Origin of the sequence: Paraburkholderia phytofirmans PsJN, assembly GCF_000020125.1 — a bacterium.
GTDB classification, from domain to species: Bacteria; Pseudomonadota; Gammaproteobacteria; order Burkholderiales; family Burkholderiaceae; genus Paraburkholderia; species Paraburkholderia phytofirmans.
In genome coordinates this window covers 2162912-2188360 of record NC_010676.1, presented here as the reverse complement: position 1 = coordinate 2188360, position 25449 = coordinate 2162912, and the positions used below count along the sequence as shown (strand labels likewise).

21 protein-coding genes and 1 pseudogene are annotated in these 25449 nt (G+C 63.2%); 8 read left to right on the top strand and 14 right to left on the bottom strand.

Annotated elements, in window-relative coordinates; all coding sequences use genetic code 11:
* Positions 1-255: 255 nt before the first annotated feature.
* Positions 256-1749 (top strand): alkaline phosphatase family protein, encoded by a 1494-nt coding sequence (locus tag BPHYT_RS29565; protein ID WP_012427803.1) that lies wholly within the window; start codon positions 256-258, stop codon positions 1747-1749.
* 31 nt (positions 1750-1780) lie between these two features.
* Here BPHYT_RS29565 and BPHYT_RS29560 read toward each other — a convergent pair whose 3' ends face one another.
* The 3 genes from BPHYT_RS29560 to BPHYT_RS29550 all read right to left on the bottom strand — a co-directional run bounded on the left by BPHYT_RS29560 (position 1781) and on the right by BPHYT_RS29550 (position 7592).
* Positions 1781-4834 carry an efflux RND transporter permease subunit gene (locus BPHYT_RS29560; RefSeq protein WP_012427802.1) on the bottom strand — a complete coding sequence of 1018 codons (3054 nt, stop codon included), beginning with the start codon at positions 4832-4834 and terminating at the stop codon, positions 1781-1783.
* A 12-nt stretch (positions 4835-4846) separates the two neighbouring features.
* Positions 4847-5998, bottom strand: coding sequence for an efflux RND transporter periplasmic adaptor subunit (locus tag BPHYT_RS29555; protein ID WP_012427801.1), 1152 nt, complete (start codon positions 5996-5998; stop codon positions 4847-4849).
* A 73-nt stretch (positions 5999-6071) separates the two neighbouring features.
* A complete protein-coding gene (locus BPHYT_RS29550; RefSeq protein ID WP_012427800.1) occupies positions 6072-7592 on the bottom strand; it encodes an efflux transporter outer membrane subunit in 1521 nt (506 codons plus the stop codon).
* 485 nt (positions 7593-8077) lie between these two features.
* Between BPHYT_RS29550 and BPHYT_RS29545 the strand changes: the two genes are divergently transcribed.
* Positions 8078-8650, top strand: a complete 573-nt coding sequence (locus BPHYT_RS29545) for an OsmC family protein (protein WP_012427799.1) — start codon at positions 8078-8080, stop codon at positions 8648-8650.
* A 126-nt stretch (positions 8651-8776) separates the two neighbouring features.
* Here BPHYT_RS29545 and BPHYT_RS29540 read toward each other — a convergent pair whose 3' ends face one another.
* The 4 genes from BPHYT_RS29540 to BPHYT_RS29525 all read right to left on the bottom strand — a co-directional run bounded on the left by BPHYT_RS29540 (position 8777) and on the right by BPHYT_RS29525 (position 13537).
* Positions 8777-9583, bottom strand: coding sequence for a class II aldolase/adducin family protein (locus BPHYT_RS29540; protein ID WP_148225204.1), 807 nt, complete (start codon positions 9581-9583; stop codon positions 8777-8779).
* Between the two features lie 228 nt (positions 9584-9811).
* Complete coding sequence (locus tag BPHYT_RS29535) at positions 9812-10966, bottom strand: porin (RefSeq protein ID WP_012427797.1); 1155 nt, start codon at positions 10964-10966, stop codon at positions 9812-9814.
* 414 nt (positions 10967-11380) lie between these two features.
* On the bottom strand, positions 11381-12496 hold the full coding sequence (locus BPHYT_RS29530) for a succinylglutamate desuccinylase/aspartoacylase family protein (protein ID WP_012427796.1): 1116 nt from the start codon (positions 12494-12496) through the stop codon (positions 11381-11383).
* A 258-nt stretch (positions 12497-12754) separates the two neighbouring features.
* The gene (locus BPHYT_RS29525; protein WP_012427795.1) at positions 12755-13537 is read right to left on the bottom strand and encodes an ABC transporter substrate-binding protein; all 783 of its coding nucleotides are present in this window, start codon (positions 13535-13537) and stop codon (positions 12755-12757) included.
* 529 nt (positions 13538-14066) lie between these two features.
* Between BPHYT_RS29525 and BPHYT_RS38830 the strand changes: the two genes are divergently transcribed.
* The 6 genes and pseudogenes from BPHYT_RS38830 (at position 14067) to BPHYT_RS29495 (ending at position 19196) form a co-directional block, all read left to right on the top strand.
* Positions 14067-14300: a hypothetical protein gene (locus tag BPHYT_RS38830; RefSeq protein ID WP_167315775.1), complete on the top strand. Its 234-nt coding sequence runs from the start codon at positions 14067-14069 to the stop codon at positions 14298-14300.
* Positions 14301-14662: 362 nt separating this feature from the next.
* The gene (locus tag BPHYT_RS29515; RefSeq protein WP_012427793.1) at positions 14663-15811 is read left to right on the top strand and encodes an extracellular solute-binding protein; all 1149 of its coding nucleotides are present in this window, start codon (positions 14663-14665) and stop codon (positions 15809-15811) included.
* On the top strand, positions 15811-17625 hold the full coding sequence (locus BPHYT_RS29510) for a sensor domain-containing diguanylate cyclase (protein ID WP_012427792.1): 1815 nt from the start codon (positions 15811-15813) through the stop codon (positions 17623-17625). The genes BPHYT_RS29515 and BPHYT_RS29510 overlap by 1 nt, the downstream gene beginning before the upstream one ends.
* 396 nt (positions 17626-18021) lie before the next feature.
* Positions 18022-18330, top strand: coding sequence for a hypothetical protein (locus tag BPHYT_RS29505; protein ID WP_012427791.1), 309 nt, complete (start codon positions 18022-18024; stop codon positions 18328-18330).
* 11 nt (positions 18331-18341) lie between these two features.
* Positions 18342-18695: a hypothetical protein gene (locus BPHYT_RS29500; RefSeq protein ID WP_012427790.1), complete on the top strand. Its 354-nt coding sequence runs from the start codon at positions 18342-18344 to the stop codon at positions 18693-18695.
* Between the two features lie 55 nt (positions 18696-18750).
* Positions 18751-19196, top strand: a pseudogene (locus BPHYT_RS29495) (lytic transglycosylase domain-containing protein).
* Between the two features lie 104 nt (positions 19197-19300).
* Here BPHYT_RS29495 and BPHYT_RS29490 read toward each other — a convergent pair.
* From BPHYT_RS29490 to phnG, 7 genes are all read right to left on the bottom strand, one after another.
* Positions 19301-20434, bottom strand: a complete 1134-nt coding sequence (locus BPHYT_RS29490) for an alpha-D-ribose 1-methylphosphonate 5-triphosphate diphosphatase (RefSeq protein ID WP_012427789.1) — start codon at positions 20432-20434, stop codon at positions 19301-19303.
* A 119-nt stretch (positions 20435-20553) separates the two neighbouring features.
* Positions 20554-21318 (bottom strand): phosphonate C-P lyase system protein PhnL, encoded by a 765-nt coding sequence (phnL, locus tag BPHYT_RS29485; RefSeq protein ID WP_012427788.1) that lies wholly within the window; start codon positions 21316-21318, stop codon positions 20554-20556.
* Positions 21319-21326: 8 nt separating this feature from the next.
* Positions 21327-22097: a phosphonate C-P lyase system protein PhnK gene (gene phnK / locus BPHYT_RS29480; RefSeq protein ID WP_012427787.1), complete on the bottom strand. Its 771-nt coding sequence runs from the start codon at positions 22095-22097 to the stop codon at positions 21327-21329.
* A complete protein-coding gene (locus BPHYT_RS29475) occupies positions 22094-23026 on the bottom strand; it encodes an alpha-D-ribose 1-methylphosphonate 5-phosphate C-P-lyase PhnJ (protein WP_012427786.1) in 933 nt (310 codons plus the stop codon). Before BPHYT_RS29475 ends, phnK begins: the two co-directional genes overlap by 4 nt.
* On the bottom strand, positions 23023-24168 hold the full coding sequence (locus BPHYT_RS29470; protein ID WP_012427785.1) for a carbon-phosphorus lyase complex subunit PhnI: 1146 nt from the start codon (positions 24166-24168) through the stop codon (positions 23023-23025). The genes BPHYT_RS29475 and BPHYT_RS29470 overlap by 4 nt, the downstream gene beginning before the upstream one ends.
* Positions 24168-24791: a phosphonate C-P lyase system protein PhnH gene (phnH, locus tag BPHYT_RS29465; RefSeq protein ID WP_012427784.1), complete on the bottom strand. Its 624-nt coding sequence runs from the start codon at positions 24789-24791 to the stop codon at positions 24168-24170. The genes BPHYT_RS29470 and phnH overlap by 1 nt, the downstream gene beginning before the upstream one ends.
* Positions 24791-25288 carry a phosphonate C-P lyase system protein PhnG gene (phnG, locus tag BPHYT_RS29460; protein ID WP_041759242.1) on the bottom strand — a complete coding sequence of 166 codons (498 nt, stop codon included), beginning with the start codon at positions 25286-25288 and terminating at the stop codon, positions 24791-24793. Before phnG ends, phnH begins: the two co-directional genes overlap by 1 nt.
* Positions 25289-25449: the final 161 nt, after the last annotated feature.

Here is a 25449-nt window from a genome sequence, read left to right as displayed (position 1 = left end):
ATAGCAATTACCCCATCGTGGTGAGAACCAGTCTCTGCGCACCTGCGCGGCTGGCCTGATACATATGTTGCCAGAAAAATATTAAATGCAACATATGTTAACCACCGATGTGTAAAACGTTCAGCGCCTTTGTGGGCGCAAGCCGCCGGTACGCGTATCGGCGGGGGGAACGTTAAATGCTACCCACTCGACAGAGTTGCCTGGCGGCATCCATACAGCCGCACGACCTGCATATCGAACCAAGGAGACAGTACAATGACCACTCGGCCCACCAATCCTCCGGACCTTGCACGCCGGAAAATTCTCGCTGCGCTGGCAAGTTCCGTTGCATTGTCGGCATGTGGTGGAGGTGGGGGCGGGGGCGGAAGCGGCGGGTCAGGCGGGTCGACGAATCCTGTGATCGGTGCGATCCCACCTGATCGCGCAAACCTTCCGCGTCCCCCATTGCCCGACCCGTCGACTTCCGGCATCGACCATATCGTGCTCGTCACGATGGAAAACCGTTCCTTCGACCATTTGCTGGGGTGGGTGCCGAATGCCGAAAGCGCACAGGCAGGCCGCACGTTCACCGATGCATTCGGCACGGCGCGCGGGTCATTCGCGCTCACCGCCAATGCGGCCTATGGCTTTCAGGGCTGCGCCTATGCGGACCCGAATCACGCGTACGAGGCCGGGCGCGTTCACCTGGCAAACGGCGCGATGAACGGCTTTCTGCTGACGCCTGGCACCAGCCTCACGCCCGGCGACTTGCTGCCGATCGGCTATTTCCAGGCCGCGGATCTGCAGTTCTACCAGGGGGCGGTCGCGCAGTACACCGTGTGCGACTATTACATGAGCGGCATTCTCGCCGACACGTACCCGAACCGGGTCTACCTGCATAGCGGTGAGACGGACCGTCTCAGCGACACGCTCGACATATCGTCGCTGCCGACCATCTGGGACCGCCTGGATGCAAAGAACATCTCGTCGACGTACTACTTCCACGACGTGCCGTTCACGGCGCTCTACGGAACCCGCTATGTCGGGCGTTCCAAGCTGTTTGCCGATTTTCTCACCGATGCCGCCGCGGGCACGCTCCCGTCGTTCTGCATGGTCGATCCGAGTTTCGGCGGCGAAGCACAGGGGACCTCGAACGACGACCATCCGCATGCGGACGTGCGCAACGGCCAGGTGCTGCTGGGACAGATCTACGACGCGCTGCGCACGGGTCCGAACTGGAGCAAGACGCTCGTGATCATTGTCTACGACGAGTGGGGCGGTTTCATGGAACATGTCGCGCCGCCGGTGAGAACCGTGTCCGCCGCTGAAAGCGCGTTGGGCAACGACGGGCGGCTCGGGTTTCGCGTACCGTGCGTGCTGCTCGGACCGCGGGTGCGTGCGAACAGCGTGTCGCGTTATCCGTTCGATCCCAGTTCGATCCACCAGTTGCTCGCGTGGCGCTTCGGGCTCGACCCGCTCGGCGCGCGAGGCAGCGACCCGGCAACGGTCAACCTCGCGTATGCGTTGGATCTGGCGGACGCGCCACGCACCGATGCGCCGGCCATCGCGGTCACACAAGGTGTCTTCGGCGCGGAGTGCTCGGCGTCGGCGGCCACTGGCGCTTCGGGCGCAACAGGCATCGGACAGCTCGACAAGAGTCAGGTCACAGCGCAAAGCGCCGTTCCCAATACGGCAGTCAGCGCGGTGGGCGGCCGCTTTGCGGAGCTGAGAACGCAGGCCGACGCGCTCGGCTTCCCGCGTCCGCAGTAAGCAGGCGTCGAAGGCGAGCCGCTGCGCTGTCTTAGCCCGCCTTCGGCACGCCCGCGTCCCGATGATGGTCGGCGGCGAGAAACATATACATGGCGGGCACCACGAACAACGTGAAGAGCGTGCCGATCGACAGCCCCGTGAAGATCACGAGGCCCATCGCGTTGCGGCCCGCGGCGCCCGCGCCCGAGGCGACCACGAGCGGCAGGACGCCGAGCGCCATCGCCGCCGTCGTCATCAGAATCGGGCGCAGCCGCACGCCCGCCGCTTCTTCCAGCGCTTCGCGCTTCGACCGGCCGGCGTGTTGCAGTTCGTTGGCGAACTGGACGATCAGGATGCCGTGCTTGCTGACGAGCCCCATCAGCGTGACGAGCCCGACCTGCGTGTAGATGTTCAGCGTCGTCAAACCGATGTTGATGAAGATCAGCGCGCCGAACAGCGCCATGGGTACCGAAACCAGAATCACGATCGGGTCGCGGAAACTCTCGAATTGCGCCGCAAGCGCAAGGAACACGATGATCGTCGCGAACAGCAGTGTGATGACGAACCCGCCGGACTCCTGCACGAATTGCCGCGATTGCCCCGAGTAATCCGCCGAATAGCCTGCGGGCGCGGCCTGCGCGGTCGCCTTACGCAGAAAATCGAGCACCTCGCCCTGTGACACGCCAGGCACGATCACGCCGGAGATCGTCGCCGAGTTCAGTTGCTGGAAATGGTTGATCGATTCCGGCACGACGTTGTGTTCGAGATGCGCGATCGTCGATGCCGGAATGACGCTGCCGTCCGGCGTGCGCAAATAATAATCGAGCACCTGCGAAGGATTCAGACGGTCGGTCTGCAACACCTGCGGAATCACCTTGTAAGAGCGCCCGGCGATCGAGAAGTAGTTGACATAGCCGCCGCCGAGCGCGGACCCGAGCGCCTGCCCGACGTCGCTCTGCGAGAGCCCGAGCGAAGCGACCTTGTCGCGGTCGACAACGAGCGTGGCTTCCGGCTTGTCGAGCTTGAGATCGCTGTCGACGAAGAAAAACATCCCGCTCGCGCGGGCTTGTTGCAGAACTGCCTGCGAGACCTCGTTGAGGTTCTCGAACGGCTCGGTCGTGCTGATCACGAACTGCACCGGCAAGCCCTGCGAGCCCGGCAGCGGTGGAAACTGAAACGCCGCGACGCGCGCGCCGGCAATCTGATTCCATTTCTGCTGCAATTCCTGCTGCAACGCGCCCGCGCCTTTGCTGCGCTGATCCCATGTCTTGAACAGCACGCCGCCGATCCCCTGGTTCAGTGTCGGTGCGCCGGTGAGTTGGAACATCTGCGAATATTCGGGCAGCGCCTTGGAGATATTGAAGACCTGGTCCGCGTAGGTCTGCATCTGCTGAATGGTCGCGTTCGGCGGCCCCTGGATTTGCGACAGCACGATTCCCTGATCTTCTTCGGGCGCGAGTTCCGATTTCGACGTCATGAACAGATAGATCGTGCCGGCGAGCAGCAGCGCGCCCATCACGATGAACACGGGCCAGGTGTCGAGCGTGGCGTGCAGCAGACGACCATAGCCGCGATGAACGCGTTCGAACTGGCGGTCGACGAAACGCGCGAAGCGCCCCGACTCCTGTTCCGCGCGGAAAAAGCGCGAGCACATCATCGGCGACAGCGTGAGCGCGATCACGCCGGATACGGTCACCGCGCCGGCCAGCGAGAAGGCGAACTCGGTGAAGAGGGCGCCCGTCAGGCCGCCCTGAAAACCGATCGGCGCATACACGGCGATCAGCACGACGGTCATCGCGAGAATCGGTCCGCCGAGCTCGCGCGCGGCGATCAGCGCGGCATCGAATGGCGCCTTGCCTTCCTCCTTCATGTGGCGATCCACGTTCTCCACGACGATGATCGCGTCGTCCACCACGAGCCCGATTGCAAGCACGAGCGCGAGCAGCGTCAGCAGATTGATCGAATAGCCGAGCAACTGCATGACGAAGAACGTGCCGATCAGCGACAACGGCATGGCGATCAGCGGCACGACGACCGCGCGGAAGCTGCCGAGGAACAGGAAAATCACCGCGGTGACGATCAGCAGAGCTTCGACCAGCGTCTTGATGACTTCGACGATCGCCGTGTTGACGAAATCGGTTGCGTCGTACACGATCTCGCCCGTCATGCCGGTCGGAAACTGCTTCTGCAGGCCGGGAAAGATGGCCTTCACACGCTTGGCGACATCGAGAATATTGGCGTCCGGCGCGACCTTGATACCGATGAACACCGAACGCTTGCCGCTGAACGCGACGTTGAAGTCGTAGCTGTCGGCGCCGAGTACGACGTTGGCGACGTCTTCGAGGCGCACGATCGCGCCGTTCTTCTGCTTGATGACAAGTTGCTTGAAGTCGTCGACGGTATGAAGGTCCGTGCCCGCGTTCAGGTCGACACTGACCATTTGGCCTTTGGTCGTGCCGAGCGTCGCGAGATAGTTGTTGTTGCCGAGCGCTGTGAATACGTCCGCCGCCGTCACGCCGTGCGCGGCGAGCCGTGTCGCATCGAGCCACGCGCGCAGCGCGAACTGCCGCCCGCCGAGAATTTCGGCGATCTGCACGCCTTCGATCGAATCGAGCTTGGGCTTGACCACACGCAACAGGTAATCCGTGACGTTGTTGCTCGGCAGCACGTCGCTATAAAAGCCCATGTACATCGCGTCGGTGGTCTGCCCGGTCTGTACCGTCAGCACCGGCTGCTGCGCTTGCGGCGGCAACTGGTTGCGCACCGAGCCAATCTGCGTATTGATCTCGGTCAGCGCGCGGTTCGCGTCGTAGTTCAGGCGCAGCGTGGCGATAATGGTCGACACGCCGGTGCTGCTCGTCGACGACATGTAGTCGATGCCTTGCGCCTGGGCAATTGCCGCCTCCAGCGGCTGCGTGATGAAGCCCGCAATGGTGTCGGCATTCGCGCCGTAATAGGCCGTGGTGATCGTCACGACGGCGTTTTCGGTCTGCGGATACTGGCTAACTTTCAGGGCGGCCAGCGAGCGCAATCCGAGCACGAGGATCAGCAGACTGACCACCGAGGCCAGCACGGGCCGCCGGATAAAGAGATCGGTGAAGGTCATCGCGCGGTCTCTCTATTGTTCCTGAGGCGTCGGGTTCGGATCGTCCGCCGGCTGCACGCTGTTATTGATGACGAGCGGCGTGCCGTTTTTCAGCTTGAGTTGCCCGCTCGTCACGACTTGCGCGCCGTCGTCGACCCCTTTGAGGATCGCGACCTGATCGCCGCGCGTCGGGCCGGGTGTGACGAACACCTGCTGCGCGACGGGCAGCGCCTTACCCTGCGCATTGGGTTGCGTGCCCGGCTTGACGATGAATACGGTCGCGCCATAGGGGTTGTACGTGATGGCGGTTTGCGGCAGCGTCAGGTAGCGCTGGCCCGCGCCCGCGTCGATCTTCACGTTCGCGTACATGCCCGGCAGCAGCTTGCGCTCCCGGTTGTCCACGCTCGCTTCGATCTGCACGTTGCGCGTGGTGCTGTCGACCTTCGGGCTGACCGACTGGATCTTGCCCACGAACGTTTGGCCGCTGTATGCGTTGGTATCGACCACGATGGTCTGGCCGATCGCGAGCTGGCCGAGTTGCTGCTGCGGCAGGTAGAAATCGGCGTAGATCGGATCGATGGCCTGGAGCGTGACGATCGCGTCGCCCGGATTGATGTATTGCCCGGGATTGATCGTGGTAATGCCCAGGCGCCCGGCGAACGGCGCGCGAATCGTCTTCTTGTCGACGAGCGCGGCCTGTTGCGCGACTTGCGCCTTCTTGACCTTCAGGTCGGCGGCGTCGGCGTCGAGCTGCGCCTTGGCGATCGCCTTGATGTCGTACTGCGCTTTGTCGCGCGTGTAGACGGTCTGCGCGAGCTCGGCGGATGCCTCTAGCGACCGGAGCAGCGCCACGTCGCTATCGGCGTTGAGTCGGATGAGAACCTGCCCGGCTCTCGCTTCCTGTCCCGAGCTGAAGGCGACTTCGCGTACGAGGCCCGCGACTTCGGTGGTGACATCCACGCCGCGCACGGCGCGCAGGCTGCCGACCGCCGCAAGCTGCGGTTGCCATTGCTGATAACGGGCGACGACCGCCGAGACCGTGGCGGGCGGCGCTGCGTTACCCGACATGAATTTCGCGATCATGTGCGCGCGGAACACGTTGAAGCCGACGAGCGCGGCCAGCAGCAGGCCCACGCAGATCAGCATGATCACCATCCGTTTTGTCATCGGTTTTCGTTCGGTCATCGTGATGTCCTTGCACGGCATTGGGCGAAGCGTGTTGCAACGAGCGGTGCGGCGAGCGTCCTGCCGGGCTGTGTCAATGCGCGGCTGCGGCTGCGGATGCTGCGGCGGCGGCCGGCACGGCGGCGTTCCACCAGCCGCCGCCGAGCGCCTGGAAGAGCGCTGCGGTGTCGGCGTAGCGGGCGGCTTGCGCCTGCGCGAGGCTCACTACCGTTTGCTGGTACTGGCGTTGCGCATCGAGAAGCGACAGGTAGCTCACCCCGCCGACGCGATATTGCCCACGCGTCAGTTCCAGCGAGTCGTTCGCGGCGTGCCACGCCTGCGTCTGCGCTTGCAGGCCGGTCGCGTCGTGATCGAGCGCGCGCAGCGAATCCGCGACGTTCTGGAACGCCAGCAGCACCGTTTCGCGGTATTGCGCGTCGGCCTGCTCGTACGCCGCCTCCGCCGCGCGCTTCTGCGCGCTCAACTGTCCGCCGTGGAAGACCGGTTGCAGCAGGCCCGCGCCGAGGCTCCAGATCGTGCTGCCCGCCTTGAACACCTGCGCCGGCGTGAGCGCCTCGGCGCCGTAGCTGGCCGACAGCGTAATCTGCGGATACATCGCGGCGGTGGCCACGCCGATTTGCGCGCTGGCCTGATGCAGCACGGCATCGGCGGCGAGAATGTCGGGCCGCTGTTGCACTAGCGCGGATGGCAGGCTGACAGGCAGCGCCTCGGGTAACGAAAACATCTCGAGCCTGAATTCGGGCAAGGCGGTATCGCTGGGCAGTTTGCCGGCCAGCACGGCGAGCTGGTGGCGCACCTGGTCGAGTTGCTGTTGCAGAGGCGGCAGCGTTGCGCGGGTCTGCGCCAATAGGGTCTGCTGTGCGAGCACCGCCGTGCGGCCCACGCCGCCTAGTTCGAACTGCTTGCCAAGTACGGTGAATTGCTCGTCTTCTTGTGCGGCGATCTGTTCGGTCGCCTCGATCTGCGCGCGCAACGACGCCTCCTTCACGGCAGCGGTCACGATGTTCGCCGACATCGCGAGATAGGCGGCCTGCAACTGGAAGCGCTGGTAATCGACTTGCGCGTGCAACGCTTCGAGTTCGCGCCGTGTGCCGCCGAACACGTCGAGTTTGTACGACACGTTCACCGACGCGTTATAGAGATTGAATTCCTCCACGACTCCGGGCTCGCCGAACGTGATGCCGTTAAATTTCTGGCGCGTGGCGCCGAGTTGCGCATCGACGCTGGGCAGAAGGGTGCCGCCGGCTTGCGCCGAGAAGTTTTCGCGCGCCTGCCGCAATGCCGCTTGCGCCGCGGCAATGTTCGGACTGTTGACGAGCGCCTGACGGATCAGCGTATCGAGCGGTTCGCAATGAAAGAGCACCCACCAGGCGGCGGGAATGTCCTGTCCCGGCACGAAGCGTTGCGGCAAGCCGGCCGCCCCTGGCGAAGAGGCCGTTTGCTCGGGCAGTGGCGAGGCGGTGTAGGTGTCGGTAGCCGGCGCGGGGGGAGTGCGGTAGTCAGGACCGACCATGCAGCCGGCCACCGCGGCGCAGCCGCATAGCACGACGCACAGGCGCCGCTGCCGGAGAATACGCTGGTTGACGTCGATCATCGATCCACCTTATATCGCCCGCGTTTTGATTAAACGAGCGAGCGGACTCGGATATTCGGGCAACGTGAACTTTCGGTGTTTCCTTTCCTGCCTGACGCCGGAATTGACCATCTGGGACGAGCGCTACGCGTAGCCTAGCATGGTCGATTGCTGCGTTCGCACACGAGATCACGTAGGCGGTGCGCTCGACGATCTTTCAAACGGTCGCCGTGAGCGTGCCCGTGCCTTGCCGCACGCAACGTCCATTCACACGCGTCGAACCTGATCAGGCGTTTCGGTCATATCTTACGGCGACCTGATCATAGAACGCCGCGCTTCCCAATCGTACATTTGAACCACCGGAATGCCAGGTCAGCCGCCTGGTTTTGGGCTGGTAGTGACGGTGACATCACGCAGACCAGACATGCGCATCCAGACCGCGCTCGCCACTCTGCAATGAGATTTTCCGAAGCTGAACAATCCACGTTTTGTCGAGGAGTTGGAACATGAATGCCAATGCACAGACCCAAGAATCCCATATCGTCAACGGCCTCAATGTCGACGACCTGTTCTCCCTGATCGAAGGCGTCAAGGGTGATGCATCGAAAGCCACCACCAGTTGGCGCGTGGCGACGACCTGGCAAGGCCAGGCCCATAGTCACTCCGAGATCAAGGGATTCGCGATCGGAGGACGGGACGTGTCGCGCAGATTCACGATCGATATCGACGAGCCTCGCGAACTCGGCGGCTCGAACCAGTTCGCCAATCCTCAGGAGCATCTGATCGCGGCGCTGAACGCCTGCATGACGGTGGGATACGTGGCGCAGTGCGCTGTGCGCGGAATTACGCTCGAGTCTCTCGAGATCGAAACGGAAGGCGACATCGACCTGCGAGGATTTCTTGGGCTCGATCCAAACGTGGCCAACGGCTACGAGAGCCTGCGTTACACCGTTCGTATCAAGGGCAGTGGCACCAGGGAACAGTTCGCTGAAATCCACAGCGCTGTAATGGCCACTTCTCCCAATTTCTACAATCTGGCGAAAGCCGTTCCTTTGAAATCGACTCTTCTGGTCGGGTGAACTGGGCGATGCAGGGCGGCGCGAAGGTGACGACGACGCCGTTTGATAGATCAGTCATGCGAACTTAATTCGAACCGTGTCGTCTCCATGCGCGCTGAGCGCAAGGCAACGACACGGGAAATCAGGCTAGGCGCGGTAATCGGATTTCGGGTCGTCGATCAAACGGAGCGCGGCTTGCCACGCCAGTTCCGCGATTTCCGCCGAATCCTCGCGATCGAACTGACTCGCGGTCAATTCGCAGACTTCGCGCGGCGGGATGCGCAACGCACTCCCGCCGGCCAGCGCCTGAATCTGCGCCTGGCACGCACGTTCGAGGAAGTAAATCTCTTCGAATGCTTCGGCGGCCGTGGCGCCCGCCGCGAGCAAACCATGATTGCGCAGGATCATCGCCTTGCAGGTGCCGAGATCGCGAACCAGGCGTTCGCGCTCGCCGAGTTCCAGCGCGATGCCTTCGTAATCGTGATAGCCGAGCTTGCCGTAGAACTTCAACGCATGCTGACTGATCGGCAGCAGGCCTTGTTCCTGCGCGGATACAGCGGTTCCGGCGGCCGTGTGCGTGTGAATCACGAAATGCAGATCGTCCCGCGCGGCATGAATGGCCGAGTGGATCGTGAATCCCGCGGCGTTCACGCGAAACAGTGCGGGCTCGGTGCGCGCGCGCTCGTCGACGACCTTGCCCTGATGATCGATCTTCACCAGATCCGAAGCGCGCATCTCGTGGAACAGGACGCCATAGCGATTGATCAGGAACGCGGCCGGCTCACCCGGCGCGCTCGGCAGACGCGCGGTGATGTGCGTGTCGATCATGTCCGTCATGCGGAAATGCGCGGCGAGCCGGTACAGCGCGGCCAGTTCTTCGCGCACGTGCTGCTCGCTAGCGGACCGTGCGCTGCGTGCGGCACGCGCTTCGAGCGCGGCGTCGGATATTTGCATCGTTTGCATTTGAAGGGCTCCGGGGTTCGCACGCTGTCGTGTGCGTGGTGTTCGCGGGCGGCGAGGCGAGCAAGCGTCGCGGCTTCGGTAAACGATACGCCGTTATCGTTCGGCGAATGATCCGTTATGTAAAAGCATTCGCCCAAAAAGAAAAAACGCCCCGCAGGGCGTTTTTTCGGAACCTCGATCCAGCAGGGAACTCGCATTCCCCACTGCGCGAGTCTCGCTTTAGAACTTGTGACGGATACCGACGCGGAACGCCAGCTGGTTGTCCGAACCCGTGCCCGACGTGCTGAAGTAGCTCGTGCTCGAACCGATCTGCGCCTGCACGTCGCCCGTTGCCGCGTTGTGGCCCGAAGCGATCTGGTAGATACCCAGTGCATACACGTCCGTGCGCTTGCTCAGCGCGTAATCGACGCTCAGGTCCGCCTGGTTCCAGTGACCGCGATTCGCGTTGCTCAGGTGCATGTACGTATAGCCCGCGCCCGCCGTCAGCGCCGGCGTGAACGCGTACTTCGCGCCCGCTTCATAGGCGGCGAACGTCGTCGTGCCGCCCGTAATCGGCTCGAAACGCGTGTTCGTGTACAACGCCCACAGCGTGGCTGCCGCGATCGTGTAACGGCCGCCGACACCGAACGTGCGCAGATCGCGCACGGTGCCCGTCGTCACGTTGGCCATGGCCGTCGAGAACGCCGGGGTCGATTGCGCCGGGAAGCGGATGTCCGTGTAAGCCGCGCCGACGCCGAACGGGCCGTTTGCGTAGTTCACGCCGAAGCTATAAGCGCGCGACGAACCCGCGGTCGTACCGACCGTCGGCGAGCCGGCGAATGCGCCAGCCTGGTTCGAGAAGCCATACATCGCGCCGAAGGTCAGGCCCGCGAAATTCGCGCTGCTGAACTTGACTGCGTTGTTGATACGGCTCGACGTCAACTGGTCGACGTCGTTGATGTGGTAAGCGTAGTTACCCGCGACGGTCTGGCCGCCGGTCGAGTAGTTGCCGCCCAGGTAGTCCGTCGAAAACGAGTACTGGCGACCGAACGTCAGCGAGCCGATGCCGTCCTTCGACAGACCGACATAAGCCTGGCGGCCGAACAGTGCGCCGCCTTGGCCGAGCGTGCCGTTGCCGCTGTTAAAGCCGCTTTCCAGAACGAACAGTGCCTTCAGGCCGCCACCCAGATCTTCCGTGCCGCGCAGGCCCCAACGGCTGCCTTGGGCCACGCCGTCGTCGTACTTGAAGAGGTTGTCGTGACCCGTTGCGGTCTTCGAGTTGTTCACGTAGCTGATACCGGCGTCGATCACACCATACAGCGTGACGCTGCTTTGCGCGTGGGCGGCGGTGGCGAAGACGGCGAGAGTAGCGGCGGCAAATACTTTATTGTTCAAGACTTTCTCCGATTAAAAATTAAGCGATCGCACGCCGGACTCTTTGGCAAGGTCGTGCGATGGCCCGCAATTTAAGGGAACGCTGAGTAAGGTATGTGACAGCATTGGTTATTTTTGAAATCTGTCGCGGCCACGCGACACTCACATGGCGCCGCCGGCGCAAATCGCGCAGGGCACGTGCGTATAAGCTTTTTCCTGAGCGTGGATATGAGTGAGTGGAAAACCGGTGGTTATCGGGCGCCGCGGCGGAGCTCGATGCGAATCCCGGTGCGCGTGCAGGGTATCCGCGTTGGATGACGAGGCGAATAGCGGCGCATAAAAGCAAATCGCCCGCTGCGATAGCGGGCGATTTGTGTTTCGGTTCAAGCGTTTACGGGCGCACCGCGCAAACGCTTTAACTGGTCCTGGTGGCCTTCAGTTGCTCAACAGCGACCCGCTGCGGAACGCCTTCGCGCCGGCGATGCGCGCGAACTCCAGCCCGGCCGTCGCGAAGCGCGTCAGATGCCGTGCGTACAGCACGCCGGCCACGCTGCTTTTCAGCGTGACGACTTGCTCCGTCAACGGGTCGACGATATCGGCGATCTCATGACCGACATCGACCCAGGTGCCCACTTCGCAGCGATACACCAGCACGCCGCTCATCGGCGCGACGATCGGCTCGGCGCCCGCGAGCGGCGTGGCGGCGAATTCAAGCGGCGGCAGCGGCGCGGCCGTGCCGTCGATCACGCCACGCGAGGTCAGATATTCGATGATCGCCTGCGCATCGTGCTCGGCGTACTCGTACGACACTTCGCGCTGGCCGCGCAGTTCGATCGTGACCGAGATCGAGCCGTTCGGAATCGGGAAACGGTCGCCGTAGCGGCCACGCAGATCCGACCAGCAGAAGCTGTGAATTTCGTCGAACGGGTTGCCCACCGAATTGAGCGCGAGCAGCGACGCTTTGGCGTCCAGATAGCAGGCGAGCGGCTCGACTTCCGGCCACAGATCGGGGTTGGTGTAGAGGTGCATCGCGGCTTCCCAGTCGCAGTGCAGGTCGAGCACGACGTCGGCGTCGTACGAGAGCTTTTGCAGTGCGAGGCGCTGCGATTCGAGCTCGGTTGCCGGCTGCTGCGCTTCGAGCGCTTCGCGCATGGCGGTGCGGATGGCGGTGCGGTTGGCGTCGAGATCGTCGCTCAGGCGCGACTCGATCACCGGCTGCACCAGCGCCGACAGATCATGGAAATTGCGGTTGAAATTCTGCGCGGTGTTGGTTTCGAAGCGTCCGGTCAGATGGCCGAGAAAGTGCTGATTCAGGCCGATCGGATTGGCTACCGGCACGATCACGACTTCGCCGCGAATCTTGCCGGCCGCCTCCAGCGCGGCCAATTTGCGGCGCAGCGCCCACGACACCAGCATGCCGGGCAACTCGTCGGCATGCAGCGACGACTGGATATAGATCTTCTGCCCGCCGCCGGGACCGTAGTGGAAACTCGTGAGGTTGCGGGCGGTGCCGAGCGTCGGAGCAATCAGCGGATGGGTTTGGGTTTGCATGGTTTTCAATCCGCGGCCGGGTGGGGCGCGCCGCGCTATCTCGTTGATAACAGTGGGGAAACTTGCTTGACGGCCGGTCACTCTTGGGCCGTTGGGCGGCGCCTCTTGGGCGCCTCGATCGCACGATCTTAGCCGATATGACGCAGTGTGTGGTTTTATGCGGCGCTGCAAATGAAACGGGCTCCGCCTGTGGCGGAGCCCGTCTCTGCAAACCGGCAGGGCGCGCCGTCAGACGCGCCTGGCTGGCTGAGTTGCCAATTAGCCGCCGTACACGTCGAAGTCGAAGTACTTCTTCTCGAGCTTCTTGTACGTGCCGTCCTTGATGATGTCGGCGATTGCCTTGTCGACCTTCGCCTTCAGATCCGTGTCTTCCTTGCGCATGCCGATGCCTGCGCCGTTGCCGAGGATCTTCGGATCGTCGAGGTTCTTGCCGACGAAGTCGAAGCCGGCGCCGCGCGGCGTCTTCAGGAAGCCGATTTCAGCTTGCACCGCGTCTTGCAGCGCTGCGTCCAGACGGCCCGACAGCAAGTCGGCATAGACCTGATCCTGGTTCTGATACGGCACGACCTTCGTGCCCTTCGGTTCCCAGTAGGTCTTCGCGTAGGTTTCCTGGATCGTGCCTTGTTCCACGCCAACCGTCTTGCCCTTGAGCGAGTCGGCCGTCGGCAGAATGCCCGAACCCTTCTTCGCCACGAGACGCGTCGGCGTGTTGAACAGCTTGTTCGAGAAGGCGATCTGCTCGGCGCGTTGCGGCGTCATGGACATCGACGACAGCACGCCGTCGAACTTCTTCGCCTTCAGAGCCGGGATCATGCCGTCGAAGTCGTTTTCCACCCACACGCACTTGGCCTTCATGCGCGCGCAGATTTCATTGCCGAGGTCGATGTCGAAGCCAACGAGCTTGCCGTCCGAGCCCTTCGACTCGAACGGGGGATAGCTGGCGTCAACGCCGAAACGGACGGTCGACCAATCTTTAGCGTGTGCGCCAATCGAGACGGTTGCAAGCAGAGCAACCGTCAAAGCCGCTAGCAGTTTTTTCACTGTTTAACTCCTCGGTGTAGTTCAAATTCGCCCGCATGCGATTGTGCCGCTGCGGGTCACCCGGCGCGACTCACGACCGGGCTTGGGTTGAAGCTGCCAGCCGGGGCGGCCAGCAGCGCGCGCCAAGCTTATCAGTTCAAAAAGATTGGGTAGCTAGTGAAACACCGGATGGCGCGAGAGGATAGCTTCTAATGCCTGATTGTGGTGGGAATTCAAAAGCGGCTGTACGGCGTATTTCCTGGGATAGGCTGCTCGTCCCGCATCTGTAATCGAGCGGTAATGAAGTTGGCTAATTGTGTCTGCATTGCCGCACTTGCCCGAATCACGCGCGATTCAAGCCACCCGAGCGTGGGCGGATGGCAGGCGGGCCACTTACTCTATTTACTCCGTTGACTCTTTGCCTCTCGATTCCGCGCGCCCGCCGTCGACCTCGCCGCACCATAGCGCGCCTTTGTCCATCATCCGCGCGTCTTGCGCTGACATGCCCGCGCAGGTGCCGCGCATGTCGGGTGTCTCGCGTTCGACGCGCATGAGCGCGGCGCGCTTCATTTCGCCCTGCAGCCAACTGCCGAAGCACGCAATCGATCCGGCCGCGACGGCCACCCATATCCACTCTGTTTTGCTCAAGCGCATTGTCTATTTCTTGTCCGGCTCTTCGTTTGCCCGAAGACAGGCCGCGTTGCATCCGGCGACGCTGCCCTCGACCGCCGGCGGCGGCTTGGGCAAGAGATCGTTTATCGGCATCGGCGCGAGTGTTCTTTAGAAACGGCGCCGCCCGTTGCGGATGACGTTTATTCAGGGCGGGTTGTCGCGCGGCATTACAGCACGCGATTGTCGAATTCGCGCGTTTCGATCGATCAATGGCGAGTTAAAGTTTCCGCATAACGTGCCGTTAAATGCAGATGAGCAGGTTTGCTGTATTGCAGGCGACTGGTAATTTTTTCGACTCTGGCTAAGCCAAAAACCAAAAATGGTTTTCTTAGCGCTATCATCAATGCTCCTCGCGCTCCACCACATGCAGCATCGAGCGCATCTGTCTGAAGAAAGTCACCGGGCAACCTGTCCGCGGATCGGGTCCGCGTGTTTGCGCTCGTCAGAAAGGCCTTCTGCTAAACGGTGTTGGTTATGCACATGATGTTGACGGCAGATGCAAAGCGCTTTTGTAAACGATTCTTCCATTCGCGAATCGCTGCCGCCGTGGCGCGCCCACGTTTGTCGTTGTGCGGCGTTTGTCCGGGATTTTTAACGTTTCTGATCGGCACGCTTATCTGCCTGGGCCTTTTCCCGGCGTCGCCGGTTAATGCCGAAGAGAAGATTCTGCGCGTGCTGGCCTGGCCCGGCTACGCGGATGCCGATGTCGTCAAGAATTTCGAGGCGCGCTACAAAGCCAAAGTGGAAGTGACGCTGGTCGATTCTGACGAGGCGCTGTGGACTCAGATGCACGCCAAAGACACGCCGCCTTTCGACGTGCTCGCCGCCAATACCGCGGAAATCCAGCGCTATACGCAGGCGAATCTGCTGGCGCCGCTCGATCTCGCCAGCGTGCCGAATACCAAACGGCAATTACCGCGCTTTCAGGCGCTCGCCTCGATCGGCGGCCTCACGTCGGGCGGCAAGGCGTACGCCATTCCGTTTACGTATTCGTCGATGGGTCTGATCTACGACCGCAAGCAGGTCGCGGTGGCGCCGCGCTCCATGCGCGAATTGTGGAATCCGCGCTACCGCGGCAAGGTGCTCGACTTCAATAGCGCGCAGCACAATTTCTCGTTCACGGCGCTGGCGCTCGGCTATCCACATCCTTTTCAACTCGATGCCGCGCAAATGCGCGCGATCTCTCACAAGCTCGTCGATCTGCGCCGCAATCTGTTGACCTATTACACGTTGCCCGAAGAAGCGACCGCGTTTTTCATCCAGCATAAAGTCGCGCTGATGTTCGGCAACTACGGCACCCAGCAGGTCGAATTGCTGCGCCGCGCGGGCGCCGATGTCGGCTACGTGATTCCCGACGAAGGTGCGCTCGCGTGGCTGGATTGCTGGTCGATGACGCGCGCGGCGGCCGATCCGCCGCTGGCGCTCGCGTGGATCAACTACATGCTCGAACCGGACGTCAGCGCGTTGCTGACGCAACGCCAGGGACTCGCCAATACGTTGACGGCGCCCGCGGAAAACAGCGATAACGGGCGCATCGTGTGGATCGGCCCGGTGGAAGATATTCAGCGGCGCGAGGACCTGTGGGCCAGAATCGTGTCCGGGGACCGGTCGGAGCGCTTTTGATGATACGGCCAGGGCTGACCTTCAAACTATCCGTGCTACTTGCGTGCATCGGCGTGCTGGCGTCCGGCGCGACCGGCTATTACGCGTATCGCGCCAACCGCACGATGCTCGTGAACGAAGCCGAGCGCAGTCTGCTCATGTCGACGGAACTGCTCGGCCAGCGCTTTTCCACCTCGATCGACGATGTCGGCGCCGACGCGCTCGTGCTCGCGAGCATGCCGTCCACGGCGGAGGTCGCGCAGACCGACGACGGCGCCGGCCCGAACGCGGCACGCGAACGGCTGGCGCAGGTGTATTCCAGTTTCATGGTGCATCACCCGGAGTACCTGCAAGTGCGGCTGATTTCGCGTCAGCACTATGGACTCGAACTGGTTCGCTTCGACCGCGACGCCGACGGCCTCGTGCGCGTCGAAGGGGACAAGCTGCAGGAGAAAGGCCAGTTCGCGTACGTGTTCGACACGTTGACGTTTTCGCCCGGCCGCATCTACACCTCCCCGATCACGGTCAACCACGAATACGGCTCGCATGCCGCGCAAGGCAAGCCGACCTTGCGGCTCGGCACGCCGGTGTCGAACGGCAACGGCGCGGTGGTGGGCGTGATCGTGATCGACATCGATCTGGCGGGTTTGTTCAGGCGCGTGCAAAGCGATTTGCCGAGCGACTATGAGGTCTATCTGGCCAACGAGTGGGGCGATTTCCTCGTCAATCCGGATGCGTCGAAAACCTTCGGCTTCGATCGCGGCAGGCGCGTGCTGATGCAGGACAGTTTCTCCGTCACCAAGCCGCTTTTCGAACAGACGCAAAGCGAGGTGCTGGTCAACGGCCTGGCGCGGCCGCACCAGGCCGCCGGCCAGGTACTCGCTTTCGTGCGCCGGCCGTTCGGCGATCTGGAAGGCAACCGCTTCATCGTGCTCGGTCTCGCCAAACCGCTCGACGACGTGTTGTCCGGCGCGAATCTGCTGGGCGACCGAATCGTGCGCATGGTGCTGATTTTCAGCGTGCTGGCGCTGTTCCTCGCGGTTCTGTTCGCGCGCGCGCTGACCAAGCCGCTGCATAGTCTCGCGTATGCGGCGACGCATCTGTTCGCCGAGCACGCCATGGAGACGCTGCCGCTCAAACGCACCGACGAAATCGGCGTGCTGGCGCGCTGCTTCGACCGGCTGCGCCGTGAAATCAAAGCGCAGATGGACGCGCTGCACGCCAAACAACGCGAGCTCGTGCATCTCGCCACGCACGACGTGCTGACCGGACTGCCGAACCGCGTACTGTTCATGGAGAAGCTCGAAAATTCGATCGACGAAGCGACGCGGCGCGAGGAAGGCCTGGCCGTACTGTTCGTCGACCTGGATCGCTTCAAGCAGATCAACGATCAGTTCGGCCATGCCGTCGGCGACAAGGTGCTGGTCGCGGTGGCGCGCCGCCTGAAACAGGTGCTCTGTTCCGCCGATGTGGTGGCGCGTCTGGGCGGCGACGAATTCATCGTGTTGATCGAGGGGCCGCGCTCCGCGGAGGCAGCGCCCGCGATTGCCTCGCGCATCATGGCGGCGTTGAACGAGGAACTCCAGGTGGACGGACAAGGCATGACGGTGGGCGCGAGCATCGGCATCAGCCAGTTCCCGGACGACAGCGGCACCGCCGAGGAACTGCTGCTCAACGCGGATGCCGCAATGTATGCGGCCAAATCCGGCGGACGCTGCGCCTATATGCGATACCACGATGTGCTCGACATGCGCCGCCGCGAACAGTTCGAGCAGGCGCATGCAGCGGCGGGCATCGGCGCGACAGAAGGACACGAGGCCGAGCCGACGGCGTGATCCGGCCGCGCGCCGCGCGCACAGCTTGCCTGGACCGGCGGCGATTCTGACCGATATCGCGGTGGCCTGCTGCATCGCTTCTCGAAGGCAACGGACTTTGCTCGCAGCTTTCCGTGTTCTTTCTAGCTGCTTTCCATCTCGTTCGCCCGCTTCTATCTTGCCGCCAAAACCGCGAGGCAAGTTTGCCTCGATCCCCGCTTCGCCGAGCGTCGAAGCAATCGTTTGCGCCGATCTTGAGGCAAGTCTTTTTGATTTTCAGCGAAGCGTTTTCGCCGTATCAACTTTGCCGCGAGCCTGCCGAAAACTCCGATATAGCAACGAATTTGACGGGAGACTTCCGTGAAGCGACAGGTAGGGTTATTGGCTGCCGTTTTCGCGTTCGCCGGATGCGCGCAGATGCCTCCGCCGACTGCGGCTCAGCCGGTCAAGGCGCCGAACGAGGTGATCAGCTTCGACATTCCGCCCGATGCGCTCGGTGCGCGCGATCCGCAACTCGCCGCCGTGCTTGCCAAGGCGGGCGCGCTGGCGGCGGCGCAGCCGCAGTCCACGGTCGTGCTCGTGACCGCGCTGGGGCAGGACTTCGCGTATCTGAATCAGGCGGTGTGGAAGGGTGTGCCCGCACAGCGCACTGCGCGCGTGAACTTCGAGAATCGCACGGCCGGGTTGGGTCAGCCGTATAGCGTGTCCATCCGGACGGTCCAGTGAAGGAGGGCAGCGTGACGGTTCGCATCGTTTTTCTGACGCTGGCCGTGCTTGTGAGCGCGCCGGCCCTCGCCGGTCAGCCGGGCGCGGACTTGCAATCCGCCGGCGCAATCCCGGCCGCGTTTCCCGCCGCGGCGGACAAGGTGTATCCGCCGTTGCCGTCGCTCGCGATGCTCCCGCCGCAAGGCGCGGGCGACGACGACTTGCCGCTCAAACCGGTTACGCATCGCAAGAAGCAACATGTGGCGGCGCAAGTGCAAGAGCGCAGAAGCCCGCCGGCGCCGGTCGTGCGCATCGTCGTATCCGACGCCTCGCATGCCTATCTCGACTCCGTGCAACGCCAGATCGAACAGGCGTTGGCGAAGTAATCCGGCGGCGCTGCGGCGCTCGCCTCTTTATCGCTGACAAGCGGAAGGATGCAGCATGTCCTTGAAGATCTTCCTGAGCGCGCTCGCCTGCCTGTCGGTGTGCGGCGTCGCGCAAGCGGCCGACGACTGCTTCAACGAAGCCGCGGCTTATCAAGGCGTCAACCCGTGGGTGCTGCGAGCGCTGGCGTGGTACGAATCGAAGGGCGACGCGAGCGCGATACGGCAAACGTCAACGGTTCGATCGACGTGGGCCAGTTGCAGATCAACTCGATTCACTTCGGCGATCTCGCGCGCGAAGGCGTGCCGCATCGCGCGCTGATCGATCCGTGCGTGAACGTGTACGTGGCAGCGTGGCTGCTGAAGCAGAAGATGGTCAAGCACGGCAATACATGGCGCGCGATCGGCGCTTACCACTCGGAAACGCCGAAGCAGCGCGATGCCTATGCGCGTGGAATTCAGAAGGTGCTGGTGGCGTGGGGGCAGTTGCCGTCCACGCCCTGAGGCTGTTCGCGAGGCGTGAGGTACACGTCGGGCACACGCCGATCACGCGCCCCGCGCACAGAGAAAGACCCTTGAAACAAGGTCTTTTCTGCGCACTTCAAACTTCAAACGATCCGTGCCCCGCCGCGATATGTCGCGCGCGGCACCGGCAACTTGTCGAGCATCGTCACGCGCACGAAGTCCGCGCGCAAGCCGCTCTCGATCGCGCCGCGGTCGTGCAAACCAGCAGTGCGCGCCGGTTCGGCGGAGACCGTCGACATTGCGCGCGGCAAGGTCCAGCCGGCTTTGTCGACCAGTTCGAACACGGCGGTCATCAGGCTAGACGGCACGTAATCCGACGACAGGATATCGAGCAAGCCGGCCTGCGCCAGTTCGAGCGCCGACACGTTGCCCGAATGCGACCCGCCGCGCACGATGTTCGGCGCGCCCATGATGGTCGAAATGCCGTGCTCGCGCGCGGCCTCGGCGGCGATGCGGGTGGTCGGGAATTCGGCGAGCACAATGCCTTCCTGCTTGGCCTGTTCGACGTGTTCGATCAGCGTGTCGTCGTGGCTCGCCACCGGAATGCCGAGCCGGTTGCAACGCGCGACGATCTCGCGGCGGTGCGCATCGGCGTAACGCGCCTGTTCCACCGACAGTTCGGCCAGCGCGGTCTCGACATGTTCGTCGCTCAGCTTGCCGTTGCGTTCCTGGAAACGACGCCATTGCTCGCGGTCGTGCCACTGGCGCTGACCCGGCGTGTGATCCATCACCGAGGCGAGCCGCAGCAGCGGATGGCCGCACAATGAATCGAACACTTCCACCACGTCGGCGGTGGCGATTTCGCAGCGCAGATGCAGGAAGTGCTCGGCGCGCAGCAGCTTGCGCTCGGAAAACCGTGTGAGCGATGCAGCACATTGCGTCTGCAGATCGCGGCCCCGCAATCCCACGTTCGTGCGCGAGCCGATGGCGAGCGCGTCGAACACGGTGGTGATGCCGGCCGCGGCCACTTGCGCGTCGTGGATCACGAAGGCGGCGTCGGTATTCCATTGCACGCCCGGACGCGGCGCGAGATGCTTCTCCAGATTGTCCGTGTGCAGTTCGATCAGGCCGGGCAACAGATAGTCGCCGTCCCAATCTTCGGCCTCTCGCGCGCTGGTTATGCCGCGCTCGACGTCGCGAATCACGCCGTCTTCGACGCGTAGCACGCCGGTGAATACTTCGTCTCGCGTCACGATGCGAGCGTTCCTGATCAACATCGACTTGCTCCGTAGTCAGTCAGACTTGAGTGTGGCTGTATGGGTGTTTGTGCATCGACGCCGTACGCGTCAGTGTAGTGCGGTTTCGCGCGGCGCTCGCGCCGCTTCGTATGATTCGTTCAGTGACGCAGCGGCGGCTGCAGTTCCAGGCGGCGCGTGGCCACCTTGCCGCGCGTATCTTCATCATGAAAGATGCCGACGATCGCCGCGCCGCGCTCGCGTGCCTCCACGATCAGATCGGCGACCACGTCGCGGTTTTCCGCATCGAGCGAGGCCGTCGGTTCGTCGAGCAGCAGCAGCGGATGCTCCGCGATCAGACCGCGCGCAATATTCACGCGCTGCTGTTCGCCGCCGGAGAACGTGGCGGGCGCGAGCGACCAGAGCCGCTCGGGCACGTTCAACCTCGCCAGCAACGCGGCGGCGCGCGAGCGCGCTTCGCCTTCCGGCACGCCGCGCGAGAGCAGCGGTTCGGCGACGAGCGTGTGTGTCGGCACGCGCGGAATCACGCGCAAGAACTGGCTTACGTAACCGACAACGCCGCGGCGCAGACGCAACACATCATGAGGTTCGGCGCCGGTGATCGACACAGGCTGGCCGTGGTTCGCCGCATCGCGAATGGCAATCGAGCCGCTGCTCGCCAGGTAGTTACCGTATAGACAGCGCAGCAGCGTGCTCTTGCCCGCGCCCGACGGCCCGACCAGCACCAGGCACTCGCCGCGCTCGACTTCGAGCGAGACGCCCGCGAGCGCTTCGATCTGCACGCCGCCCTGGCCATGCAACGTGAACGTCTTGCCGATGCCGACCGCGCGCAGCATCAGCGCGGCGTTGTCGTTGAACGCGCGCTCGCCGGCGCGCGCTTCACTGCTTGTTTCAATGGATCGCATTGTGAGCCTCAAACCGGCAGAACCGAGGAAACCAGCGTTTGCGTGTACGGGTGCTGCGGATCGTCGAGCACCTGATCGGTCAGTCCCGCCTCGACGACTTCGCCGCCCTGCATCACCATCAACCGATGCGCGAGCAAACGCGCCACGCCGATATCGTGCGTGACGATCAGCACCGACAGATGCAGCGTGGAAGTCAGCGTCCGCAGCAGATCGAGTAGACGCGCCTGCACCGAGACGTCGAGGCCGGCGGTGGGTTCGTCCATGAAGACGAGCCGTGGACTGGTGACGAGATTGCGCGCGATCTGCAAGCGCTGCTGCATGCCGCCTGAAAACGCCGCCGGAAATTCGTCGATGCGCGAGGAATCGAGTTCGACGCGCTCCATCCACTGCGTGGCCGCGTAGCGGATATCGCCATAGTGTCGCGCGCCGACGGCCATCAACGGCTCGCCGATGTTTGCGCCGGCCGAGACGCCGCTGCGCAGTCCATCGCGCGGATTCTGCTGGACGAAACCCCACTCAGTGCGCATCAGCAAACGGCGGCGCGGTTCGGATAACGCGAGCAGATCGAGCTGGTCGCCATGTGTGGCCGTGTAGTGAAGCGAGCCGCTATCGGCGGCGGTTTTCAGTGCGAGCGTATCGAGCAGCGTGGTCTTGCCCGAGCCGGATTCGCCGACGATGCACAACACCTCGCCAGGATACAAATCAAAGCTGACGTTTCTGCAGCCGTTGCGGCCGCCGTATTGTTTAGTGAGCGAGCGGGCGCTCAGAAGCGGCGTCATGCGGGCTCTCCCTTGCGTGCTTCGCGCGACGGCAGGTCGAGATCGACGTCGCCGCGGCGTTCGTGACAGTAGTCGCTATCGGAGCAAACGAACATGCGTTTGCCGGCGTCGTCGACGATCATTTCGTCGAGAAAGCTTTCCGTCGATCCGCACAGCGCGCAGGCGTGTTGCCACTTCTGCACCTCGAAGGGATGATCGTCGAAGTCGAGGCTGCGCACCGGCGTGTACGGCGGAATTGCATGAATGCGCCGTTCGCGGCCGGCGCCGAACAATTGCAGCGCGGGGTTCATATGCATCTTCGGATTGTCGAACTTCGGAATCGGCGAGGGCGAGGCAAGGTAGCGATGGTTGACGATCACCGGGTAGTCGTACGTGGTCGCGATGCTGCCGTGATGCACGATATCCTCGTAGAGCTTTACGCTGATCAGGCCGTAATCGGCGAGCGCATGCAGCTTCTTGCATTCGGCGACACGCGGTTCGAGGCGAAACAGCGGCTCGGGCATCGGCACCTGATAGACGAGGATTTGCTTCTCGGTGAGCGGCGCTTCGGGAATGCGGTGACGCGTCTGGATGATCGTCGCGTCGACGGTGCGGCGCGTGGTCGGCACGCCGGTCGTGCGCGCGAAGAAGCGGCGGATGTTGACCGCGTTGGTGGTTTCGTCGGAGCCCTGATCGATCACCTTCAGCGTGTCCTGTTTGCCGATGATCGCCGCGGTGACCTGAATGCCGCCGGTGCCCCAGCCGAACGGCAGCGGCATTTCACGCGAGGCGAACGGCACCTGATAACCCGGCACGGCCACGGCCTTGAGCAAGGCGCGGCGCAGCATGCGTTTGGTCTGTTCGTCGAGGTACGCGAAGTTGTAGCCGTCGGCGGCGCTGTCGTATGACGCCGTGGGCGCGGTTGCGAAAGATGTTTCGGGCGCGTTCATGCTGCCTGCTCCTGCTGACCGCTGGGTTGATCCGTGCCTTCTTCCTGGCTCTGCATGGAATAATGCTTCGCGCGCAAACGGCGCACGAGTTCCAGCTCCGATTGAAAGTCGACATAATGCGGCAGCTTCAGATGCTGCACGAAACCGGACGCCTCGACGTTATCGCTATGCGAGAGCATGAATTCGATATCCTGCGTCGGCGAGGCAAGCGTTTCGCCGAGTTCTTCGGCGCGCAGCGCGCGGTCGACGAGCGCCATCGCCATGGCCTTACGCTCTGAGTGGCCGAACGCGAGACCGTAGCCTTGTGTGAACGTGGGCGGCACCTCGCCGCTGCCGGCAAACTGGTTGATCATCTGGCATTCGGTGATGTCGATGTCGCCGATTTCGACCGTTTCGCCGAGTTCGTCGAGTTCCATTTCCACGGCGATCGTGCCGAAGCGGATCTCGCCCGCGAACGGATGCGAATTCGCGTAGCCGCGCTGTGTCGCGTAACCCATCGCAAGCAGAAAGCCTTCGTCGCCGCGCGCGAGATTTTGCAGGCGCGTGGCGCGGCTCGCCGGAAAGGCGAGCGGCTCGCGCGTGAGGTCGCCGGGTTCCGCTGCATTCGGCGTGGGGCGTTCCTGTTCGATCAACCCTTCCTTGTCGAGCAGGCTCACGACGCGCGGCATCGTTTCTGTTTCCACTGCGGCGGCTTGACTCGAAGGCGGCGGCGCTACGCTAGCAGCCGCATCGCCTTCGGCCAGCAACGCAAAATCCAGCAGACGCTGCGTGTAATCGTAAGTTGCGCCCAGCAACTGCCCGCCGGGCACGTCTTTGAAGGTCGCCGAAATGCGACGCTCTGTTTGCATCGCTTCGGTATCGATCGGCTGCGTGTAGCCGAAGCGCGGCAACGTGGTGCGATACGCGCGCAGCAGAAAGATCGCTTCGACCAGATCGCCGGCAGCCTGCTTGATGGCCAGCGCGGCGAGTTCTTCATCGTAGACCGAGCCTTCGGTCATCACGCGCGCCACCGCGAGGCGCAGTTGTTCGCGAATCTGCGCGACGCTGAGTTCGGCCAGCCGCGTGTCGCCGCGGCGTGCCTTGTCGAGCAGACGCCACGACGCTTCGATCGCGCGTTCTCCACCCTTGACGGCAACGTACATCAGTTCACCTTCGCTTGAGTTGTGCGCGGCAGGCCGATCAGGCGCGCGCCGCAGACGAGATAGCAATCGACGCCGCAAGGAAACAGCGGCGCGAGCGCGGCGCGTTCGCGCCAGAAATGTTCGGGCAAGCCGACCGGCGCAATCGTGGCCGTGTGCTGGATGCCGGGGCCGCTCAGCACGACCGGGGCGCCACCCGTCAGCGCCTCGACACGGATCAGCAACGTGACCGATTGCTCGGGCGATTCCGCCGCGCCGAGTGCGAAGCTTTCCAGCGGCGGCATCGCGCCCGCGTCGTGGATATAGGCAAACGCGGCTTGTCCCGGTTCGTCGACGAGCGGTGCGCCGGTATGAAAGCGCAGTGCCGAGGCGAAGGCCATATCGGGTTGTGCGAGCCACACGGGCGTCGCGTAGTCGCAGAGCGCGAGCAGCGCGGCGAAAGCGGCGAGTTCTGCGCTCGTGTCACGCACATCGGGCAGCACGTTCTCGACCATGCCGACCGTGCTCGGACGTGACAGCACATCGAGCAGGGTGCGAAACACCGCCTGGGTGTCATGCACTGGGTCTGCAAAACCCGGCGCTAAAGTGGACAACGCGGTAGACAGCGCAATCTGTGAGTTTTCCATCAGTCGCCCCGGACCATCGTGAAGAATTCGACGCGCGTGGCCGCGGCGTCCTGTTGCCGCTTGGCGCGTTTCGCGGCCAGTTGCGCGGCGAACGGCTCGATCAATTGCTGATGCAAGACGGCGTGATGCTCCGGCATTTGCAGGAGCGCGTCTGCTAGCGCGGCCAGTTCGGCGCGGCGGCGGTCGCGGCCGAGATGGCATGCCACGCCGACAGCGGCGGCCGCGTCGCCTGGCGCGCGCAGACGCAAGGTGGCGCGCGTGACCGTGGCTTCGCCGAGATTGAACGGATCCCCGCTGCCGCCGATGCGCCCGCGCACCATCGCGAGCCCGATCTCGGGCGGACGCAGCCAGTCATACTTGGGAGTGGGGATGTCGTGCAGCGCGCGTTCGAGCGCGGCTTCAAGCTCAGCGCGTGGCGTGCGGGCCAGCACGGCCATCCATGCGCGCCGGACAGCCGATGACGGAGCGGAGGAAGGCGAGGCGGAAGTGGCACTCATCGAATTTCCCGGTTGATCCAACGAGTAGACATTTGACCATCTATTCATCTAAACGTCTAGACGTTTAGGAGTATGCTTGTCGAGCCGTATAGCGCATATCGGCCGTTTCATATTTTCATCACGGCTTGCGCACTACAATGCACGTCATAGCGAATATTTGA

What these genes read in the sequence shown, in the direction of transcription:
- BPHYT_RS29560 (WP_012427802.1), bottom strand. Translation starts at nt 4,834, where the DNA reads ATGACCTTCACCGATCTCTTTATCCGGCGGCCCGTGCTGGCCTCGGTG.
- BPHYT_RS38830 (WP_167315775.1), top strand. Translation starts at nt 14,067, where the DNA reads ATGAGCGCGGCGCGCTTCATTTCGCCCTGCAGCCAACTGCCGAAGCAC.
- BPHYT_RS29475 (WP_012427786.1), bottom strand. Translation starts at nt 23,026, where the DNA reads ATGAACGCGCCCGAAACATCTTTCGCAACCGCGCCCACGGCGTCATAC.
- phnL (WP_012427788.1), bottom strand. Translation starts at nt 21,318, where the DNA reads ATGCGATCCATTGAAACAAGCAGTGAAGCGCGCGCCGGCGAGCGCGCG.
- BPHYT_RS29545 (WP_012427799.1), top strand. Translation starts at nt 8,078, where the DNA reads ATGAATGCCAATGCACAGACCCAAGAATCCCATATCGTCAACGGCCTC.
- phnK (WP_012427787.1), bottom strand. Translation starts at nt 22,097, where the DNA reads ATGACGCCGCTTCTGAGCGCCCGCTCGCTCACTAAACAATACGGCGGC.
- BPHYT_RS29490 (WP_012427789.1), bottom strand. Translation starts at nt 20,434, where the DNA reads ATGTTGATCAGGAACGCTCGCATCGTGACGCGAGACGAAGTATTCACC.
- BPHYT_RS29550 (WP_012427800.1), bottom strand. Translation starts at nt 7,592, where the DNA reads ATGATCGACGTCAACCAGCGTATTCTCCGGCAGCGGCGCCTGTGCGTC.
- phnH (WP_012427784.1), bottom strand. Translation starts at nt 24,791, where the DNA reads ATGGAAAACTCACAGATTGCGCTGTCTACCGCGTTGTCCACTTTAGCG.
- BPHYT_RS29510 (WP_012427792.1), top strand. Translation starts at nt 15,811, where the DNA reads ATGATACGGCCAGGGCTGACCTTCAAACTATCCGTGCTACTTGCGTGC.
- phnG (WP_041759242.1), bottom strand. Translation starts at nt 25,288, where the DNA reads ATGAGTGCCACTTCCGCCTCGCCTTCCTCCGCTCCGTCATCGGCTGTC.
- BPHYT_RS29555 (WP_012427801.1), bottom strand. Translation starts at nt 5,998, where the DNA reads ATGACCGAACGAAAACCGATGACAAAACGGATGGTGATCATGCTGATC.
- BPHYT_RS29530 (WP_012427796.1), bottom strand. Translation starts at nt 12,496, where the DNA reads ATGCAAACCCAAACCCATCCGCTGATTGCTCCGACGCTCGGCACCGCC.
- BPHYT_RS29505 (WP_012427791.1), top strand. Translation starts at nt 18,022, where the DNA reads ATGCCTCCGCCGACTGCGGCTCAGCCGGTCAAGGCGCCGAACGAGGTG.
- BPHYT_RS29565 (WP_012427803.1), top strand. Translation starts at nt 256, where the DNA reads ATGACCACTCGGCCCACCAATCCTCCGGACCTTGCACGCCGGAAAATT.
- BPHYT_RS29540 (WP_148225204.1), bottom strand. Translation starts at nt 9,583, where the DNA reads ATGCAAATATCCGACGCCGCGCTCGAAGCGCGTGCCGCACGCAGCGCA.
- BPHYT_RS29515 (WP_012427793.1), top strand. Translation starts at nt 14,663, where the DNA reads ATGCACATGATGTTGACGGCAGATGCAAAGCGCTTTTGTAAACGATTC.
- BPHYT_RS29470 (WP_012427785.1), bottom strand. Translation starts at nt 24,168, where the DNA reads ATGTACGTTGCCGTCAAGGGTGGAGAACGCGCGATCGAAGCGTCGTGG.